The organism is Olegusella sp., from assembly GCF_057238325.1.
The window spans coordinates 102,113-120,669 of the sequence record NZ_DBHHGF010000007.1 but is presented as its reverse complement, the minus strand read 5'-3'; the positions used below and the strand labels follow the sequence as shown (position 1 = coordinate 120,669).

The following is an 18,557-nucleotide window of genomic DNA, read 5'->3' as shown; positions in this document are numbered from 1 at the left end:
CCCTAAGCTGGGACTTCAACAAAACAGGGTCTAGTTAAACTTCGGAATCATGGAGAAACCATTGTCGAAAGGGTAGGTGTACCGAAGCTGGCCTTTGGCTCATGGGCTTCCAATTCTGAATACTCTGCCGCCATAAGCTGTCCTCGTATCGTTTTATTATCCTAACTTTTTCACTAGTTAACCATTAGTATATGACCAAGTGAGCTTTTAAGGTGCCTGATTATGCTTTTTTGCCTGCTGTATTGACGAACTTACTCACATGAAAGTCAAACTAGACAATTGCGATAAGAAGTATGCACGTTCTTCTATGATTATCCATCTTCGTGCTTCTTCACCATGGCACAAAAGGGTTCCTAATTCATCACCCGCTATCGAAAGGGTTCCTAAAGCATCACAGGCGAAAAATTTACCTGCCCGTTTGTAGCCCTAAAAGAGAATGAGGAACCCTTTTTGTTGCCTGAAAAGAATTGGGAACCCTTTTCGAATGAGATGGTGAAATTTAAATCGTTTGCGGTTGCTCTTCTAAGCGATGAGGTTTTGTGACTGGCCTTGGTCACCATCCTTCGAAAAGTGGTGTTTTCAGACCCCTCTTCGCTCTGAGAGCCGATATGCGCCATTCGTTGAAATTTGTACTGCAGCATTTCCGCTGGTAGAACGCTTGTTTTGAAAGGCAGCTATTTTCCCGCGTTTTGCCGCATCTTGCAAGGCTAACAAACTTGCAGGTAGAAGAGCTGTGCCTACATTTCAAATATAAATATTTTATTCAATATCATCTCAAAATGGCGCATATCGGCTCTCAGAGCGAAGAGGGGTCTGAAGCGGTTTATTGTTCCGCTGCAAAACGATACATTACCATCTCATTCCAAGAGGGCGCAGCAGGGCAAGTTCGCGCACGTAGTGGCATATAATACGCTGCCAAGGAGCACCTTTGACGCAGAATGCTCCTTGACTGCACTTCTCTAGATCTGAGCAAGCGCACATTTTTTCGGGTAAGGCTCTCTTCAAAAACCGTCGATCCGAAAGGCATGGTAACGCGATGAGGATTGATATTTCGTGTCTTACCAATCTTCTTGCATCTGATTCAGCAGAGCTGAGCAAACAAGCAAGTGAGTGTCAAGGCCAGATTGATACTATCTGCTCAATAGCCGAGGATGACTCGCTATGCAACAGCCGAGCATACCGAAAAATGTATGACTACTTTCAGCAGGTAAAGATTCCAGCGCTCATGCAGCACATCGTCTTTATCAAGGCATTCATCAATGACATAGCGACGGATCAGCAACGTCTTACAGAATTGTCTGGTTACGGATATTCGGTCATCGATACCGATCAAATTCAGCGGAATATCACATCCTTGCAGCATGCAAACACTGATTTATGGGAGTGGATTGATAAGTACGGTCATGACAACCCAGGGGGCGCCTCGAACGTCAGAAGCTCCATTGATAATAACAATGCCAAACTTCGGAGGTTGCAAGAGCTTCTCGAAAAGGCAACTGCGTACTTGGGTGACGGATCTATCTATTCCAACAGCCAAGCTCAGTTAAGCCGACTCAACAAGGCAAACGAGGCACTGAACGGAGTGTCCTACGATCCAAAGACAGGAGACATCCATCTCTCTGGAATCGATAGGAGTTGGATCGATAGACAGTTGGCTCATGACTACCTTGCAGCACGCAACGAACTTGCCCTAGGGAAAGAGCCAAGCGCAGAACTGAAAAAGATTATCCTGAAGGCTCAACTCGGGTTGAACTCGAAGACTTGCGCTTATGGTGGCGATCCGGTCAACCTTGCCACTGGAAACTTCGCATATGAGACGGAGTTTCTTAAGCTCAAGGGCGCTTATCCTTTCTCTGTTGGGTTTCACTACAATTCGCGTTCTAGCTCGTCTGGCTGTTTGGGACAAGGATGGACACTAGGCCATGAAATTGCCGTTAATATGCAGACAGACGGTGCAGTGGTTCGCTGGGGAGATGGCCACGAGGAGCAACTCTATCCATCAGGAGATGGACTTCTCGTAGGAGCCAGCGAATCTGTAACCACTCTCACCAAGCACAAAGACGGGTTTGAACTGTGTCGCCGTGGCAAGGCAAACATCTTCTTTGATGTTTTTGGCCGAATCGTTCGAGAGCGCGATGCAAATGGTAACGGGCTTGACTTTACCTATGACAATGACGGCCATCGACGTCTTCAGCAAGTTGAGAGCACAACAGGCGAGCGTATTGACTATCAGTATTTCGATAACGGACTTTTAGCTTCTGCATCTGACAGCGTAGGAAGAACCATTCGTCTTCACTATAAAGGAGCTCACCTTACCTGTGTAACCGATGAACTGGGTAACGATGTTCGCTATAGCTACCACAATGACCTGCTTGTTGCCATCACAAACCCTGCAGGTATCAAGGAGCTTACCAATGAGTACGATGCAGATGCACGAATCATCCGCCAGATATTTGCGGATGAATCTGATATTAAATATCAATATGACGATGCCCATAACGTCCTAAGGGTGACCGAAAGAAACGGAAGCATATCGCACTATGGACGAAACAATCTTCTACAAACAACAAGTGTTACCGATGTACAGGGGACCGCAAGGACAACATACGACGCACACGGCAGGCGAACGAGTCTGACCGACCGCAGTGGATATACCACAAACTATTACTATAACAAAGATGGCAACCTCTCTCGTGTGGACTATCCAGATCACAGCTGGTATTCAGCAGAACACGATAAGGCAGGAAGGGTTACGCAGGTAGCACTATCGGGCAGAGAGGTTCGGCGCAACCGCTACGACGAAGCTGGCAATCTCATACAGATCCGTGATGCCCTAGGTAGGGTGCAAAAGTTCATACGCGACGACTTAGGACGACCAGTCACTATTACTGCAGCGGACGGCAGCAAGACCCATATCACCTACGATGATCATGGCAATATCTCTCGCATCATCGACCCACTAGGTAACATTACGAGCTATGCGTATGATGGGCTAGGTAATGTTACCTTGGCAATCGATGGAAAGGGTGCCCAGACTAAGTACGCCTACGATGCACAAGGTAATATCACCAAAGTCATAAACGCTGAAGGTCACGTGCGGTACTACACCTATGACAAACTCGGTAATGTAACTTCAATTGAAGACTTCGACGGAACCAAAATCGTTCGCACATACGACGATATGGGACATATGGTTCGCTTTGTTGACCAGTGCGGAAATACTACAAGCTATGAATATGACTCAATGGGCAAGGTGGTCGCCCACATCAGTCCACGGGGTGCGAGGACTGAGTATACTCGCGATGAACACGGCAAGCCCATCTCTATAACTGACGCACTCGGCAACACTCTCAAAATCGAGTATGATCCACGCGGAAACCGCCGTAGAGTTACCTTTCCTGACGGATCTTTAGAGGAGATTAGCTACGACGCGATGAACCGGCCGTTGAGGATTACGGCTGCGGACGGCAGAATGTCGATTATCTCTTATGACCGATTTGGTCTTGCAAAGCAGATAATAAACGCGGAAGGTAACAAGCATCTGTTTGTACGAGATGACGCTGGTCAGCTTGTTCGCGAGATTGATGAGGGTGGCAACGAGACGCGCTACGAGTACGACGCCCTTGGCAACCTCGCACGTGTCACGGATGCAGCAGGCCGCATAACACAAAGAGAGTATCTCCCTGGAGGTCTTCTTGGAAAGATTATCCATCCGGACGGTACTTGGGAGCGATTCTCCTACGACGCTTGTGGCAATGTAACTGAAATCCGTCACCAAAATGGGTTGGTTGCAACATATCACTACGACCAGCTCAACCGCATGATCTCTATAGAGACAAACGAGGGTCAGTGCCGTACATATATGTATGACGCTGTGGGCAATGTCGTTGAGAGTACTGACGCAAATGGCGCCACGACACGCTACGCATACTCTCCTACAAACAAACTGATTGAGGTTGTGGATGCTCTTGGCAATCGCACGCACTATGACTACGATGCGTGTGGCGACCTCACTCGCATCGAGCGGCTTGCAGAAAGTGTCGGACTCGGGGAGAGTCAGGTCAATGGCCAAAACGAACAAGCCCATACACGTTGGACAGCCTATGAACGGGATGTGCTTGGCCGACTGATAGACGTGCGTGACGCTATGGGGAACGGCGAATCTTACTGCTATAACGCCATGGGTCAGCTTGTCAGCAAGACGGATGCTGATGGTCTCCTAACAGAGTTCTCCTATGCTAAGGGCGGTTTGCTCGAGCATGTGAGTTATGCAGATGGACAGTCGGTAGCTTTGAGCTATGACGCCCTTCGCCGGCTCACTCTCGTAAAAAGTCAACTTGGCGAGATGCAGATTGACCACGACAACCTAGGCAACATCACTAAAGTAACGGATGAGCTGGGCAACACAATCAGCTATAGCTATGGTTCCCTTGGGAAGCGAGCATCGATGACCTATCCCAATGGAGAGGAGGTCGTATACGAATACGACGAGCTTATGCGCCTCTCAAAGATGACAGCTGATGCAATGGAGGTAAGCTACACCTACGATAATGACGGTCGACTGAGCAACAAAATTCTTTCAAATGGATGCAGAAGCACGTATTCATATACCCCATTGGGCATCTTGTCACACCTCACCAACAGCGATACCAAGGGCATCGTCGATGATCTCTCTTACGAGTATGACAGCGCCCTCAACCTAGTAGGTACAAGGTGTTACCGCAGAAGCCTCCCAGACGAGAACGGAAGCTATACCTATGCGTACGATTTGCTTGGACGTATAACCAATGTATCCCAAGACGATATTTCTGTTAGGTCTTATACATACGATGCATTTGGGAATCGTGTGAGCTCGTGGGAACGTGGAACACAGACGACATATGAGTATGATTCCGCAGATCAACTCGTGCGTAAAGAGAGCACCGACGGTAGTTTCACGTATACCTACGATAGGCGCGGGAATCTGACAGGCGTTGTGCAAGATAACGACAGGTACAATCGCTATACCTACGATGCACGTAATCATCTTGCCTGGTCGGCGGATGCAAGCTCTGCCAAGGCATACGAATACAATGGCTTGGGACAGCGCGTACGCGAGCGCGTGTTTGATGCACCGGTAATGGAGAAACTCACGTTGGGGCAGCAACCACCTACAAGCCCAGAGTCGCTTTCTGATGCAACTCATAGCGTCGAATATATACTTGATATGACTAAGTGCTATCGCAACGTGTTGCAAGCAAAACAGCCAGATGGAGTAAAAAGTTTCGTTTGGGGCGACGATCTGACATTTCAGATAGATGAGTGGGGCGCATCAAGCTTCTTTACCGATGGACTTGGCAGTGTCTTGGACTATGTCTACCCTAATGGGAAAATGACAGGATATGCCTACGACGAGTTCGGATGTTTGAGTAAAACTGTTGGAGATACACCAGCGGTCACACAACCTTTTGGCTTTGCGGGATATAGGTGGGACACAACAGCAAAGACATACCATGCTCAAGCACGTGAGTACGACCCGACTGTGGGGCGCTTTGTTAGTAGAGATGTCTACAAGGGATTGTCATTTTTACCGTCCTCACTCAATGAGTATGTGTATTGCAGGAATACACCCCTAACACTTTTTGATCTTGACGGTATGTCACCACTCGTACCTTCCGCCCTATTTCCTTGGGAAGAAGGCAAAGAAGCACATGAACTTTTGCAAGTTTATTTCGTGCTCAGACATCCTGGTAATGTGGTAGCAGAATATTGCATACCTGGAGCCTCCTTCTATGGAAATGGACCATGCGGCTGGGCTGACCTTGTGTACTTCAATGGAAAAACGGCAGAAATATATGAGATCAAACCTGGTTCATATGCACCAGGAGCTCCCAACTATGCAAAGGGACTCTCGCAGCTTGAGGGATATGTATCTCACTGGACACCAGACCTTAAGCGGCCTTCTGATAACGCAGACGATTTTGAAGCAAGCTATGGTAACACCCTAAAAATAGATGAACATCTAGATATTCCATCTCTTACAGATCCGAGTAAAATCTATCGCTACCGTAGCTATGGCGAAGCTCCGGGAATGTTTTACTACACCTCGGTAAAAAATGAACAGCTTGACCCCCAACCCATTATTGTTCCTGTTCCAGAAACAGAACCTGTATGGGAAAAAGAACCTGTATGGGAAAAAGTGTCTGTCACTACAGATTCCACGATTGCTGGCGTAGGACTTCTTCTTTTGGCATTTGTTTTATTTGCTGACGATCTTTCTGGCGTTGGTGCTGCTGATGATCCCGCAGCTATCGCTGCGGGTGCAGAAGCCTTTGCACTTTTGTTTGGCGTACCGTGCGAGCAAACGCTGCCAAGACAGCACGAGAGGAAAACTTATGATTAGAAATGAAAGCAAAAAAATTGCAATGATAGAGCAAAAGGTGGGTGCGTATCTTGCTCCCTTTGGCTTTACGGTAGGTTTTAAAGACGGTATGTGCATAGAGTTTATCCGAACTGTCGAAGGTGTAAAACAAACCATTTTTGTACAGCACACGCGATATGGGGACAAGATTCGTGCTCAATACGATATCTCATGCCGACACGGACCCATTACCCCTCGTTTAGAACTAGATTTCGTAAAAAACCACTGTCCTTGGGCACGCCCCTCAGAAGGAGAATGGGTTTGGTACGACGGCGATGAGGACTTTCCTCACGCGATTGACAAGCTCGTATTTATGATTGAGGGTGTAGGCTTCACTATACTTGATGAACTCATGGACGCCCGTATGACAGATGAAGAATATGCGTTGTATCGAGAGAAGCGCGCCAAAGAAGCCGCGGCAGAAATCGCTGAAAAACCTGCAGAGGAACCGCTGGCGCCAAAGATTTCAGAGGTCAACCTTAGTCTCAGTCGGGAGCAGCGCACACAGCTTGTAAAGTCACTACTTGGAGACGTTCTTTTCCCGCTTGGCTTTTCCTTTGAGGGCTGGGATGATGTTTCTGACTGGAGATTTAACCGTTATGTCAGTGGAAACTTTACAGGACTTGTTTTTGATCGTCGAGGGATGTATTTGGCTGATACCAACATGGCTAAACAAACAGCGGGAGTGCGCGAGGAGCCAGGACACTGCCTTTTAGACGTGGTTTTAGGTGCAAATGCTTGGTGCGATGGAGAACGTGCATTAGAGATTAGAAAGACTCTTCGGACAAATATGAAAAACGACTACCCCGAGGATCGATATGGAGACGCATTTACCTACTACGATGATGAGTCCTACATAGATGCCCTCAAAAAAATTGCAGACATTATCGCTCGCTATGGTCCAGCCACCCTTGATGCACTTTGTCCGGAAAGAGAAATGTAAGGTACGAGTAGACCACTTGACTGTAGTCACAGATAGGAACTCTCAGACCCTTCAAAACGCTGTGAGAGGTCATCATGGTAAGAGATGAAAGCAAAAAAATTGCAATGATAGAGCAAAAGGTGGGTGCGTATCTTGCCCCCTTTGGCTTTACGGTAGGTTTTAAGGATAGTCTTGAAATAGGATTTATCCGAACCGTTGAGGGTGTGAAACAAACCATTGTTATACAGCACGAACAGAATAGGGATATGATTTGTGCTCAATACGATATCTCATGTCAACAACGCGGACCCATTAAGACGCCTGGCTTGGTACTTAAATTTGTAAGAAACCACTGTCCTTGGGCACGCCCCTCAGAAGGAGAATGGGTTTGGTACGACGGCGATGAGGACTTTCCTCATGCGATTGACAAGCTCATATTCATGATTGAGGGTGTAGGCTTTGCTATGCTCAACGAGCTTATGGATGCCCGTATGACAGATGAAGAATATGCGTTGTATCAAGAAGAGTGTGCCAAAAAAGCAGCAGCGCAAATCGCTGCACAAACTATAAAGGAGCCGCTGCCGCCAGAAATTTCAGAGGTTAACCTTAGCCTCAGTCGTGAGCAGCGCACACAACTTGTAAAGTCACTACTTGGAGACGTTCTTTTCCCGCTTGGCTTTTCCTTTAAGGGTTGGGATGATATTTTCGGCTGGGAGTTCAATCGCTATGTCAGTGGAAACTTTACGGGGATTGCTGTTGATCGTCGAGGGCTATATTTGGCTGATACCAACATGGCTAAACAAACAGTGGGGGTGCGCGAAGAACCGCTATATTGCCTGCTTAGGGCTGGTTTAGCTGCAAATGCTTGGTGCGATGGAGATCGCGAACAAAAAATCCTGCAAACTCTTCGGGCCAATATTAAGAACGATTACCCCGAGGTGCAGTATGGACACTCATTTGCCTACTACGACGATGCATCCTACATAGATGCCCTCAAAAAAATTGCAGACATTATCGCTCGCTATGGTCCAGCCACCCTTGATGCACTCTGTCCAGAAAGAGAGGAGTAGAGTATGACACCTCAAAATGACAGCATTCAATCAAACCTAGAAGATGCACAGCAAAAGCGACTGACACTTCTGTCGAAGCTCAGTGACTATACATCTTATGCCGCTCAAGATGCAATTGGATGTGCCGACGGCACTCCCCCATCAGACCACGATGCCTGTGGCACTGGGTATGCCTCAGCCCTCAGTCAGTACATCGTTTCAATAATTCGAGATGCAAACACGATCGAAACCATAGGCGTAGCCTTTGACGACGCCGATGCAAAGCTTGCATCGGCTCTCCTAGGAGCAAGAAACTGATGCAGACACCGGAAAATGTAATTGTAGAGCAGTGGAAGGATGAGCGAGCGCCTCTCGAGCGCCGTAAGGAGAGTTTGCAGGCTGCCGTAAAAAGAGCTGCGGATGAGCTGGAAGCGTTAGAGGATATTGTCAGCTGTCATTGGGATGTCTTTAGCACAAGCGATATGCGGACCGCAAACTCCGGCGTCTTTCAAGCCATCGAACTATGCAGCGAGCATTTGGGTGATTGTGCCGATCAGCTTACTCGTATGAGAGCTGAATTAGACGAATGTGATGAAAAATATGCAAGGCTCTTGCGACTGACACAGGCAGATGCAAAAGATGATCGTTCTTCTTGTAACACAGAAGAAGGATGATGTAGTCTGGATACTGAACATGGCTTCTTTTTGCAGCACATATTATTGTTACGGACTGCAAGATGACAAGGAGAGCCTATGTTAGACAATGAGATTGTCTCCGACCCAAACTCTACCGTTAACCAGTCAACCCGCCTCAGGGCTAGTGTTGAGGGTTACCGCTCTTTTTCAACCCAAACGTTTGCGAGCTTTTCGAGCGGAACTGAAGGAAATGAACTCCATGATTCGATTGCCTCTTCAGTTCACGATGCTTTGCACACATGGACTGTCCTGATCTATTCAGACGCACGGGCTATCACGACAACTGGTCTTACTTTTTCGCAGACTGACAACACCATCGCAAATAAGCTGTTAGGCATCGGTTCATAAGAGAGCAAAAGAAGCCTTAGGCAGAAGGGACTGGGCGCATGAGGATAGAAAAAGATCGTCTCATATGTGCCATAAACACCGAAAACACTGCGCTTGAAGGTAGCAAATCTTCCTGTGAACAACAGATTATCACACTTGAAAATACTCTGGATGACTCAAACCTCAAAAGCGAGGCATATCGAGCTATCCGTGAAAGAATCGCCACGCTGCGCATTCCTCTTGCCAAGGCACAACATAACGTATTTGAGGCATTGCAAAATGACAATACCCAGAACTTAACTGCGCTGTCAGCGCTGCCCGAGACATCACCAGGTATTGCCGATACAGATGAGGCTCAACAAAGAATTGACGAACTTCAAAGTATCAACAATAGATATCACCAACAAATCGCCGATGTTGCAGCCTCTGGCTTTGATGTGGAAAAACCATTGCAAGCTATTGGACAATGATTGAGACAAACCAACGCATCATCAATGAACTGCACAAGGTAATCTCACAGATTTAAGCATACGCAGATGCGTCTAGTGGGTATTACGCAAACTCAAATGCGGCCTTGCAAGTACTTCGCGCCGCAAACCAATCAGTCACAAGCTGTCTTGCCGGTGATGGCTATGGCAACCTTAATTGGACTACAACAGCTGCTGCCCGCTACAAAGACTGGAAGGTGGCAGACAAACTGGGTATCTCGAAGACTGACTTTATCAAGATGCAATATGCGCAGTATGGTTTTAAAAAAAGAGTGAATACGCCTGAAATTATGTGGGAGGTCTATGTAAGGCTTTATGAGAAGTATCCCGAAAAAGATCAGAGTTTTATTGACTGGGCATGGCTAAAGCTTATGGGATCCATGGTCTATGATAACATGGCGTGGAACTTGACGGCAGGAAGCATCGTAGGCAACGTACCGAATCCCCATCCAACCCATGAATCAAACAGACATCAGATAGCCACTGAAAAGAGCTACTTCACCAAATTCCTTGGTCTAAGTGATGATGATTATGAAACTCTCAGAAAAACAATTGACGATCAGCATAAAAATGATGAAGGCGAATCGTATGCAGACTTTGCTCACCAATGCATTACCGCTGCTACGGAATATCGTGTAAGAAGAGGCGAGCCCTCGTCAGTTGATCTGATGTTTTCTGGTGGAGCTAGCGAGTGCGCTCAATATGCAGGATGGATGGGCGACTGTGTACTTATCAGTGAGAACAACAGATACGTCTCCCTGCGTATAGATGACTACAAATCTGACCTTGATGCTAACAACATAACCACGGCAGCATTTAAATACTCAACCTCTTATCAAGCCGCAGCCCACCAGTACTACACGGACCTAGATAACTATGTCTATACCCGTGCAGATAAGTTCTTGGAAAACAACGGTGGATACGACAATGTGGTTGATCAGCTCTATCAAAATCTTGTAAGTGACAATGACGTTGCTGCCAACATTAAAGGCAGAGTAAGAGTGTATGGACCTAGCATTGCCAAAGCGACTGGTATTCCAAATCCTTATGAACCTCCCACAATCACAACTACCTACGTTGACCATACCACGTCTGAGAAAGTAGAGATCATGAAACGCTGCGAAGAGGAGCTAGCAGATACTTTTTGTTTCCTTGATGCTCTCAAGAGTGGGAAAAACGAGTTACCCGAAGCATGAGTGACGTTTTAGCTTAGCCTTTCTGGCAGTAACAAAGACAAACGGTGATACACATGAGTGATACATATAGCAGCAAGTCTACAGACCGCAAACATAGGCTCTTGCGCATAGGAACCATCATCATGGGACTCTGTATGGTACTTATCGTTTGGCATGAAGCTTCTGTACACAACATCTACGACGAACTTCTCCGAGAGGGGCCAACCTGTCGACCCCACCTAGCCCTGCCAGGAAGAGGTGGCATTGTTGTTCCTGTAGAGTTTGAGGTGCAAGGCAGTGGTATTGACTTTATCTCCGATAACTATCGTTACTGGAGTTATACGGGAGATAAAATGGACACTCTTTTTGCTGGTGAGCTTTATGAATCATGGGGACTGTGGCTAACTATCCGGTATTCACAAGATGATAACAATATTGATATTTATATAGATAGCGGCTCTTGGAAGGCTCCTGATGGCAACGGGTATTGCGTGGAGGTCAATTGGATTTACTCTGCCTCAACACGTACACTCAAAAAAGAGATAAGTTTTTTTCGCGAGGGCACTGATCATTATTGGTACTCAATTTCGGGCAATGAATTTGTATCCGATACAGGGCTTACACGACAAGATATTGAGCGCTGGGTTGATCATGTCTATGACACACTTATCGTAAAGGGCTACCTTGAAGCTAACAAAGGCCGTACCCGTTTTACCCAAGACAACCTCGGAACATTAAACGTTGTTGATATTACAGATTGGGATGTCCCGTATGGGCGATAAAAAGAATTATGCCGTCACGAGGACAAATCCCGAAGACTCTGACACATCTCCTAGCCAAAAGAAAGCTGCAATAAATATATTGCACACAACTTCTTGAGCTTGAGCAACGCGAGCGTACGCTTGCCCATCAAAATGCCATGTACGAGCAGCGCCTTGCAGATTTTCAAGCACTTGCCTTATGCAACCTCTCTCTTTTGGATACCTATGAAGCAGCAATGCCAGAACTTTTGCAATGCGCACATTATGATGGTGAAGATCTGCAATACGGTGTTATGCGCACAATCGATCGTATGGAGGCTCTTCTTGAGGAGGGACGGCAAAAACAGAGGGCCATTCGTGAAGAGCGGGATCATATCGAAAAAAGGTACCGTACCCTCTAATGCGTGTTATAAGTGAGTGTGAATGCGACGTGCAAGCAAGATGCAGGGGCATGTAGACTCACCACTAAACTTTTTGCATGTTATACAAAGCTGAAGCATGTCGCGAAGGTTATTTACGGGCTAAAAATTTCGATAGATGGTTCATTCTTCGAACAGATGGTCTCCTCCCCAAACAGATGGTTCATTCTTCGAACTTCGAGAAAATCTGACCTGCGCTTTTTTGCTCGCTTACTTCGAAACTTGAACCATCTGTGCTTGTGTCCCTAAGACTTGAACCATTTGCACCATTTGCTGAGAGAGGCTGAACGCCTATTTTTACTGAAAAAGCCTAAACACCTATTTTGCTTCAATTATTTTTTACTTAGTGTATCTGCTTATTCAAGTACGAAAGCAACTCTTCTGCACTGGGCAAACCATTATGTCCAAGCTCAGAGAGCGGAATTACAGCATCCTCAAATTCATTACGCTTGCTGTCATACACAAGCATAGCCTCAGCGCCAAATAACCAGCGAACACTGGGGCCCATTTGGGTTTTTGAAAGCACGATAATCGCCGACTTGCTGCGTACTACCTTAGACCACTCACTCCAGTTTTTCTTTTGCACAGACATAGCCTGTTGAGAACCACGCGGACCCGATCCGATGGTAATTCCTTCGTTATCGAGCGTCACAAAGGACTGAAACGTCCATGGACGATTATCTGAACCACCTGAATGTTGACTAAAATACTCAAAGACTACCGATGAGGAAGGTTTTCCCATCAGAGGATTGACTCCTGTAATAGCAAAGGCTGCGCCAATGAGGGTCAGCACCAGCAAAAACAACAGGATCAAGGCAGTTTCGATGTCGAAGTTTCCTTCTAGGGAAATCAGCAGGAACAGTGCAAACAAAGGAAGTGCCAGCACTACAAGCAGAGATCCATAAAAACGAGTCAGAGGTGCTGACCTATGAACCCTGTATTCACAAAAAAGTTTTTCGTCAAAGACAAACGAGAAAGAAAACGGCTTCATAACACCTCTATTCATTAAGTTGCACCACTCTATTATCGACACTTACGTAAGAATTTCTCCTGCTAATTTACTCTGTCTCTGTAAACGGTACTTGATACCGAAGGTTTACATGAAAAAAAGTGCCTCCCGCAAAGGAGAGGCAATGTACGAGAACCCCGAGAAGAAGAAGGTTTACATGAAAAAAATGCCTCCCGCAAAGGAGAGGCACTTGCACGGACATTAGTTGTACTACGTAAGCGATCGGCCTACTTGAAGAACCCGTCATAGTTATGCATCTTGAGCTGAGATTCCAGGGACGCAATCGTATCCATCGCAACGCCAACCATAATCAGAATCGACGTACCGCCAAAACTCTGAATTAGGTTGTTATTGGTGAAAGAGAACACAATCGAAGGCACTACAGCCAGTGCTGCCATAAAGATGGCACCAGGCAGCGTAATGTGATCGAGGGTCGATTTGATATAGTCAGCCGTAGCCTTGCCAGGACGCACGCCAGGAATAAAGCCACCAGCTTTGCGCAGCTGATCTGCTGTTTCATCGGGATTAAACACCATTGCAGTGTAGAAATATGCAAAGAACACGATGAAGACAACTGACAAAATCCAGTTAATCCAGCCAGTAGAGACTGCATTAGCAAAAGCCTGCACCCAACCCACGCCAGGGAAGAATACCGCAAGCTGAGCGGGCAAATACAAAATTGCCGAAGCAAAGATGATTGGCACAACGCCTGCAGTGTTAACTTTAATGGGCAGGTAGGTAGACTGACCACCCATCATCCTGCGACCAACAACGCGTTTGGCATACTGCACAGGAATACGACGCTGACCGCGCTCGATATACACGATAACGGGAATAACCGCCGCAACTACAGCCACCGTCAGAATAGTCACCAAGATATTGCCCTCGGCAACAACAGACTGAATGATGGCGGTAGGAAGTCCTGCCATGATGTTGGCAAAGATAATGAGGGACATGCCATTGCCGATGCCGCGCTGAGTAATAACCTCGCCCAACCACATAATGATGAGCGCACCAATAACCAGCGTAAAGACGACAATAAAGTCCTCAAGCAGAGAAGGGATGCCCATCTGGGAGAAATCCATCCCATACGTAGGGCTCTTGAAGAGGAATAGGTAGGCAATAGCAGAGATAAGAGAAAGAACAACTGTAAGGTAGCGCGTGTACTGCGTAATCTTGCGCTGACCAGACTCACCTTCACGCGCCAGTGCTCCCAGCGAAGGGATAACTGCCTGCATCATCTGCAGAATAATCTGCGCGGTGATGTAGGGCATGATGCCCAAGCTGAAGACAGAAACGCGCGACAGTGCGCCACCTGAGAAGAGATTGAGCACTGTAAGCGCGCCGCTACCTGCAGCTGCATTTTTATAAGCTGCGAGCATAGCGGAGAAAGGAACTCCAGGAACAGGCAGATACGCCCCAAAGCGGTAGAGGGCAAGGATTGCGACGGTAATCGCAATCTTGCCCCTAAGCTCGGGGATACGAAGCGCGTTTTGGATCGCCTTTAGCACGCTGCCTCGACCTTTCCTCCGGCCGCCTCGATCTTTGCCTTGGCAGAGGCGGAGACCTTGTCAACTTTGACAGTAAGGCTCTTGGTGAGCTCACCGTCGCCGAGGACCTTCACAGGCACATAGTCGTGCTTGATAACGCCCTTAACCATAAGACTCTCGGCATCAACTGTCTCGCCAGACTCATAAAGAGCCTCAAGACGAGCAACGTTGACGGGGGCGTACTCAACACGGTTGTGATTGGTAAAACCAGGGAGCTTGGGCAGACGCATTGCGAGCGGCTGCTGACCGCCCTCAAAGCCGGCACCCTTGCCGCCACCAGAGCGGGAAAGCTGACCCTTGGAGCCACGACCAGCGGTGGTGCCATGACCAGAGCTATTGCCGCGGCCGATGCGCTTACGCGCCTTTTTCGCGCCCTCTGCAGGGCGGAGATCTGTGAGCTGCATTGGGTAACTCCTAGTTCTCTTTAACGTCGACGAGGTGCTTGACCTTGAAGATCATGCCTCGAACAGACGGATTGTCGGGCAGAACCGCGACGTCGTTAATCTTGCGCAGGCCCATGGCCTTGCAGGTAGCCGTCTGATCCTTCTTGACGGAGGCGACGGCGCTGCGTACGAGCTTGACGGTAATGGTCTTTTCAGCCATCGCTTATGCCTCCTTCCCGGCAAACATCTCCTTGACGGAGAGACCGCGGCGCTCTGCGGTAGCCTCGGGGCTCTCGAGCTCCTTGAGGCCCTCTGCAGCGGCCTTGATGATGTTGAGTGCGTTGTCAGTACCAAGAGACTTAGCGATGACATTCTTGATGCCCACAGCCTCAAAGAGAGGACGGACGGGGCCACCGGCGATAACACCGGTACCAGGAACTGCGGGCTTAACCAAAACGCGGCCAGCGCCGTAGTGGCCCTCGACAGCATGAGGAATAGAGCCCTCATCAGTCAGAGGCACGTGGAACATGTTCTTCTTGGCGTCTTCAACGCCCTTGCTAATAGCCAGAGGCACTTCGGTGGATTTACCCTGTCCGAGGCCTACGTTGCCCTTGCCATCACCGACGACTACCAGGGCGACGAGGGACATACGCCTACCACCCTTGACGACCTTGGAGACGCGGTGGATGTAGACGACGCGCTCCTGAAGGTCGGAGTCCTGCTGGCGCTTACGATCACGTGGCATTACATTCCTCCTAGAACTTCAGGCCCGCTGCGCGGGCGCCATCTGCGAGAGCCTTGACACGGCCATGATAGATGCGGCCGCCGCGGTCAAACTTGACTGCGGTCACGCCTGCGGCGAGCGCACGCTCACCGATAAGCTTGCCAACAAACTCAGCTGCCTCCTTGTTGGAGCCAATCTTGCCTGTGGCACGGAACTCTGCGGACAGCGTCGAAGCAGAGCAGATGGTCTTTGCATCTGCATCGTCAACAACCTGAGCGTAAATATGAGCATTGGTGCGGTGAACGGTGAGACGAGGAGCCTCTGCCGTACCGAAAATCTTGGAGCGGACACGGCGCTCGCGGCGCTTCAGTCCGGCCCGCTTGGCCTGCTGCTTGTTCATTCCTTCTCCTTTTCCGCGCCACTACCTAACGGGGTAGTGGTCTTGTTATGCGAAGCAAAGCTTACTTAGCAGCCTTGCCGAGCTTCCTGCGGATATGCTCACCTTCATAGTGAATACCCTTGCCCTTGTAAGGCTCGGGAGGACGCTTGGCGCGAATCTCAGCTGCAACCTGACCAACCTGCTCCTTGGAAATACCCTTAACCAGAATGTGGGTGTTGTCGGGACACTCAAAGGTGATGTTGTCGGGTGCAGGATAGAGCACGGGGTGAGAATAGCCGAGCGAAAGGTCGAGCGTGCTGCCCTTAAGAGCAACACGGTAACCAACACCGGTGAGCTCGAGCTTCTTTACAAAGCCCTCGGACACGCCAACCACCATATTGTGCAGGAGCGTACGGCACAGGCCCTGCTGGGCGTTGGAATCCTGAGTCTCATCATTGCGAGTAACCTCAAGGTGCAGGGGCATCTCATCGCTTGCTTCAACCTCTGCGATAGAGATGAGATGAGAGAAGTCGCGCTCGAGTTTGCCCTTGGGGCCCTCGACGCTAACGTGGGTACCATCAACTGTCACGGTGACTCCAGCAGGAATCATGACAGGCTGCTTACCAATACGAGACATTGTCTCCTCCTATCGATTCCTAGGGTCTACCAGACGTAGGCGATGACCTCGCCGCCGAGACCCAGCTTGCGGGCGTCGCGGTCGCACATCATGCCCTTGGACGTGGAGATGACGGCAATGCCGAGGCCACCCAAAACGCGGGGTAGATCGGCAGCCTTGCTATAAATGCGCAAACCAAGCTTGGAAACACGGCGAATGCCGCGAATCGTGCGGGTGCGCTTGGGGCCATACTTGAGCACGATGTGCAGCGTCTTTTGAGGCTTGGTGTCCTCGATGCTGTACGACTCGATATAGCCCTCCTCGCAAATAACACGGGCGATCTCAGCGAGAACCTTGCTAGAAGGCATGGACACCTCGTCCTTGCCTGCATTGCTCGCGTTGCGGATACGTGTCAACATATCTGCGATGGGATCGGTAACCTTCATTGATCCTTCTCCTTTGTTCGTGATGAATCTGCACGTGTGGTTCATCTAACCCCGTGGGAAAGATGCCTCCACGACAGTGCCCTGTGTCCTACCAGCTTGCCTTGCGGACGCCAGGAAGCTCGCCTTTGAGCGCCAGCTCGCGGAAGCACTCACGACACAGGCCGAACTTGCGATACACGGAGTGGGGTCGCCCACAACGCTGGCAACGGTCCTGCTTGCGCGTCGAGAACTTCGGCGTGCGGTTCGCCTTGACGATCATCGATGTCTTAGCCACAAATCCTCCTCTACGAAATACCACCGCTACCCCTCACTTTGGAGATAGCGGCATCGATGCCTAGTTTGCTACTCAGCCTTAAACGGGAAGTGGAAAGCAGAAAGAAGTGCCTTAGCTTCCTCGTTGTTGGGTGCAGTGGTGACAATGGTGATATCCATGCCACGGGTATGGTCGATTTTATCGAAGTCAATCTCAGGGAAGATCACCTGCTCGGTGACACCCATGGAGTAGTTGCCGTGTCCATCAAAAGACTTGGGAGACATACCGCGGAAGTCACGGATACGAGGGATAGCGATGGCAATGAGACGGTCAAAAAACTCCCACATACGATCGCCACGCAGAGTTACCTTGGCGCCAATGGGCATACCTGCACGCAGGTGGAAGGTAGCAATGGACTTGCGGGCATGGGTAACAAGAGGCTGCTGGCCGGTGATTGCACGGAGGTCAGAAACAGCGCCGTCAATTGCCTTGGAGTCGGTAGCTGCCTCGCCAACACCCATGTTGACGACAATCTTCTCAATCTTGGGAATCTGCATGACGCTCTTGTAGTTGAACTGCTTGTTGAGTTCATCGCGCACGGTATCTAGGTAATACTGCTTGAGACGCGGGGGCTCGGAGGCGTTTGCAATAGCTACGCCTTTTTCCTGCTTTGCCATGTACTGCTCCTTCAAAGTCGAGCGTGGAGGTTTACGTGCGGGGACCGCCTCGCACCACCTGGGCTGGCACCCAGGAGCCTATTCGTCACCATATCGAGTCGGGACAGAATCCTCCCCCGAGCATAGTCACGCAAATAGTAAGGATAGCCTCTTGGGCAAGAGATTTCCAGTAGAAGTTTTTCCTGCTTGGAGTACACACATTGTTTACAGTTATGACAGTCGCAGCTCGACTATGGCGGTCACAACTTCTAAACGCAAACGGTTCGTTTTTCGAGCACTGCGCC

General features: G+C 48.9%; 20 protein-coding genes. 10 read left to right on the top strand and 10 right to left on the bottom strand.

The window, feature by feature from the left end; translation table 11 throughout:
- Window positions 1-1,036: 1,036 nt before the first annotated feature.
- The 10 genes from ACO5JD_RS06595 (at window position 1,037) to ACO5JD_RS06550 (ending at window position 12,218) form a co-directional block, all read left to right on the top strand.
- Window positions 1,037-6,382 (top strand): DUF6531 domain-containing protein, encoded by a 5,346-nt coding sequence (locus tag ACO5JD_RS06595; protein WP_484988585.1) that lies wholly within the window; start codon window positions 1,037-1,039, stop codon window positions 6,380-6,382.
- Window positions 6,375-7,343, top strand: a complete 969-nt coding sequence (locus tag ACO5JD_RS06590; protein WP_484988583.1) for a hypothetical protein — start codon at window positions 6,375-6,377, stop codon at window positions 7,341-7,343. The genes ACO5JD_RS06595 and ACO5JD_RS06590 overlap by 8 nt, the downstream gene beginning before the upstream one ends.
- Window positions 7,344-7,447: 104 nt before the next feature.
- A complete protein-coding gene (locus ACO5JD_RS06585; RefSeq protein WP_484988581.1) occupies window positions 7,448-8,392 on the top strand; it encodes a hypothetical protein in 945 nt (314 codons plus the stop codon).
- A gap of 3 nt (window positions 8,393-8,395) precedes the next feature.
- On the top strand, window positions 8,396-8,689 hold the full coding sequence (locus ACO5JD_RS06580; RefSeq protein WP_484988579.1) for a hypothetical protein: 294 nt from the start codon (window positions 8,396-8,398) through the stop codon (window positions 8,687-8,689).
- The gene (locus ACO5JD_RS06575) at window positions 8,689-9,045 is read left to right on the top strand and encodes a hypothetical protein (RefSeq protein WP_484988577.1); all 357 of its coding nucleotides are present in this window, start codon (window positions 8,689-8,691) and stop codon (window positions 9,043-9,045) included. Before ACO5JD_RS06580 ends, ACO5JD_RS06575 begins: the two co-directional genes overlap by 1 nt.
- A 78-nt stretch (window positions 9,046-9,123) precedes the next feature.
- Window positions 9,124-9,414: a hypothetical protein gene (locus tag ACO5JD_RS06570; RefSeq protein WP_484988575.1), complete on the top strand. Its 291-nt coding sequence runs from the start codon at window positions 9,124-9,126 to the stop codon at window positions 9,412-9,414.
- Between the two features lie 38 nt (window positions 9,415-9,452).
- A complete protein-coding gene (locus ACO5JD_RS06565) occupies window positions 9,453-9,863 on the top strand; it encodes a hypothetical protein (protein ID WP_484988573.1) in 411 nt (136 codons plus the stop codon).
- A 104-nt stretch (window positions 9,864-9,967) separates the two neighbouring features.
- A complete protein-coding gene (locus ACO5JD_RS06560; protein WP_484988571.1) occupies window positions 9,968-11,077 on the top strand; it encodes a hypothetical protein in 1,110 nt (369 codons plus the stop codon).
- A gap of 53 nt (window positions 11,078-11,130) precedes the next feature.
- Window positions 11,131-11,838 carry a hypothetical protein gene (locus ACO5JD_RS06555; protein WP_484988569.1) on the top strand — a complete coding sequence of 236 codons (708 nt, stop codon included), beginning with the start codon at window positions 11,131-11,133 and terminating at the stop codon, window positions 11,836-11,838.
- A 137-nt stretch (window positions 11,839-11,975) separates the two neighbouring features.
- Window positions 11,976-12,218 (top strand): hypothetical protein, encoded by a 243-nt coding sequence (locus ACO5JD_RS06550; protein ID WP_484988567.1) that lies wholly within the window; start codon window positions 11,976-11,978, stop codon window positions 12,216-12,218.
- Between the two features lie 361 nt (window positions 12,219-12,579).
- Here the strand turns inward: ACO5JD_RS06550 and ACO5JD_RS06545 are convergent, their stop codons facing one another.
- From ACO5JD_RS06545 to rplE, 10 genes are all read right to left on the bottom strand, one after another.
- The gene (locus ACO5JD_RS06545) at window positions 12,580-13,227 is read right to left on the bottom strand and encodes a hypothetical protein (protein ID WP_484988565.1); all 648 of its coding nucleotides are present in this window, start codon (window positions 13,225-13,227) and stop codon (window positions 12,580-12,582) included.
- 245 nt (window positions 13,228-13,472) lie between these two features.
- Entirely contained in the window at window positions 13,473-14,756 is a 1,284-nt protein-coding gene (secY, locus tag ACO5JD_RS06540; protein WP_021626872.1) for a preprotein translocase subunit SecY, read from the bottom strand.
- Window positions 14,750-15,199, bottom strand: coding sequence for a 50S ribosomal protein L15 (gene rplO / locus ACO5JD_RS06535; RefSeq protein WP_021626873.1), 450 nt, complete (start codon window positions 15,197-15,199; stop codon window positions 14,750-14,752). The genes secY and rplO overlap by 7 nt, the downstream gene beginning before the upstream one ends.
- Before the next feature lie 10 nt (window positions 15,200-15,209).
- Window positions 15,210-15,398: a 50S ribosomal protein L30 gene (gene rpmD / locus ACO5JD_RS06530; protein WP_021626874.1), complete on the bottom strand. Its 189-nt coding sequence runs from the start codon at window positions 15,396-15,398 to the stop codon at window positions 15,210-15,212.
- Between the two features lie 3 nt (window positions 15,399-15,401).
- Window positions 15,402-15,923 (bottom strand): 30S ribosomal protein S5, encoded by a 522-nt coding sequence (rpsE, locus tag ACO5JD_RS06525; protein ID WP_484922016.1) that lies wholly within the window; start codon window positions 15,921-15,923, stop codon window positions 15,402-15,404.
- Between the two features lie 10 nt (window positions 15,924-15,933).
- Window positions 15,934-16,302 (bottom strand): 50S ribosomal protein L18, encoded by a 369-nt coding sequence (rplR, locus tag ACO5JD_RS06520; protein ID WP_021626876.1) that lies wholly within the window; start codon window positions 16,300-16,302, stop codon window positions 15,934-15,936.
- A 61-nt stretch (window positions 16,303-16,363) separates the two neighbouring features.
- Entirely contained in the window at window positions 16,364-16,918 is a 555-nt protein-coding gene (gene rplF, locus ACO5JD_RS06515; protein ID WP_021626877.1) for a 50S ribosomal protein L6, read from the bottom strand.
- Between the two features lie 26 nt (window positions 16,919-16,944).
- The gene (gene rpsH, locus ACO5JD_RS06510) at window positions 16,945-17,343 is read right to left on the bottom strand and encodes a 30S ribosomal protein S8 (protein ID WP_484988563.1); all 399 of its coding nucleotides are present in this window, start codon (window positions 17,341-17,343) and stop codon (window positions 16,945-16,947) included.
- Between the two features lie 88 nt (window positions 17,344-17,431).
- A complete protein-coding gene (locus ACO5JD_RS06505; RefSeq protein WP_021626879.1) occupies window positions 17,432-17,617 on the bottom strand; it encodes a type Z 30S ribosomal protein S14 in 186 nt (61 codons plus the stop codon).
- A gap of 68 nt (window positions 17,618-17,685) precedes the next feature.
- Complete coding sequence (gene rplE, locus ACO5JD_RS06500) at window positions 17,686-18,273, bottom strand: 50S ribosomal protein L5 (protein WP_484988561.1); 588 nt, start codon at window positions 18,271-18,273, stop codon at window positions 17,686-17,688.
- Window positions 18,274-18,557 lie beyond the last annotated feature (284 nt).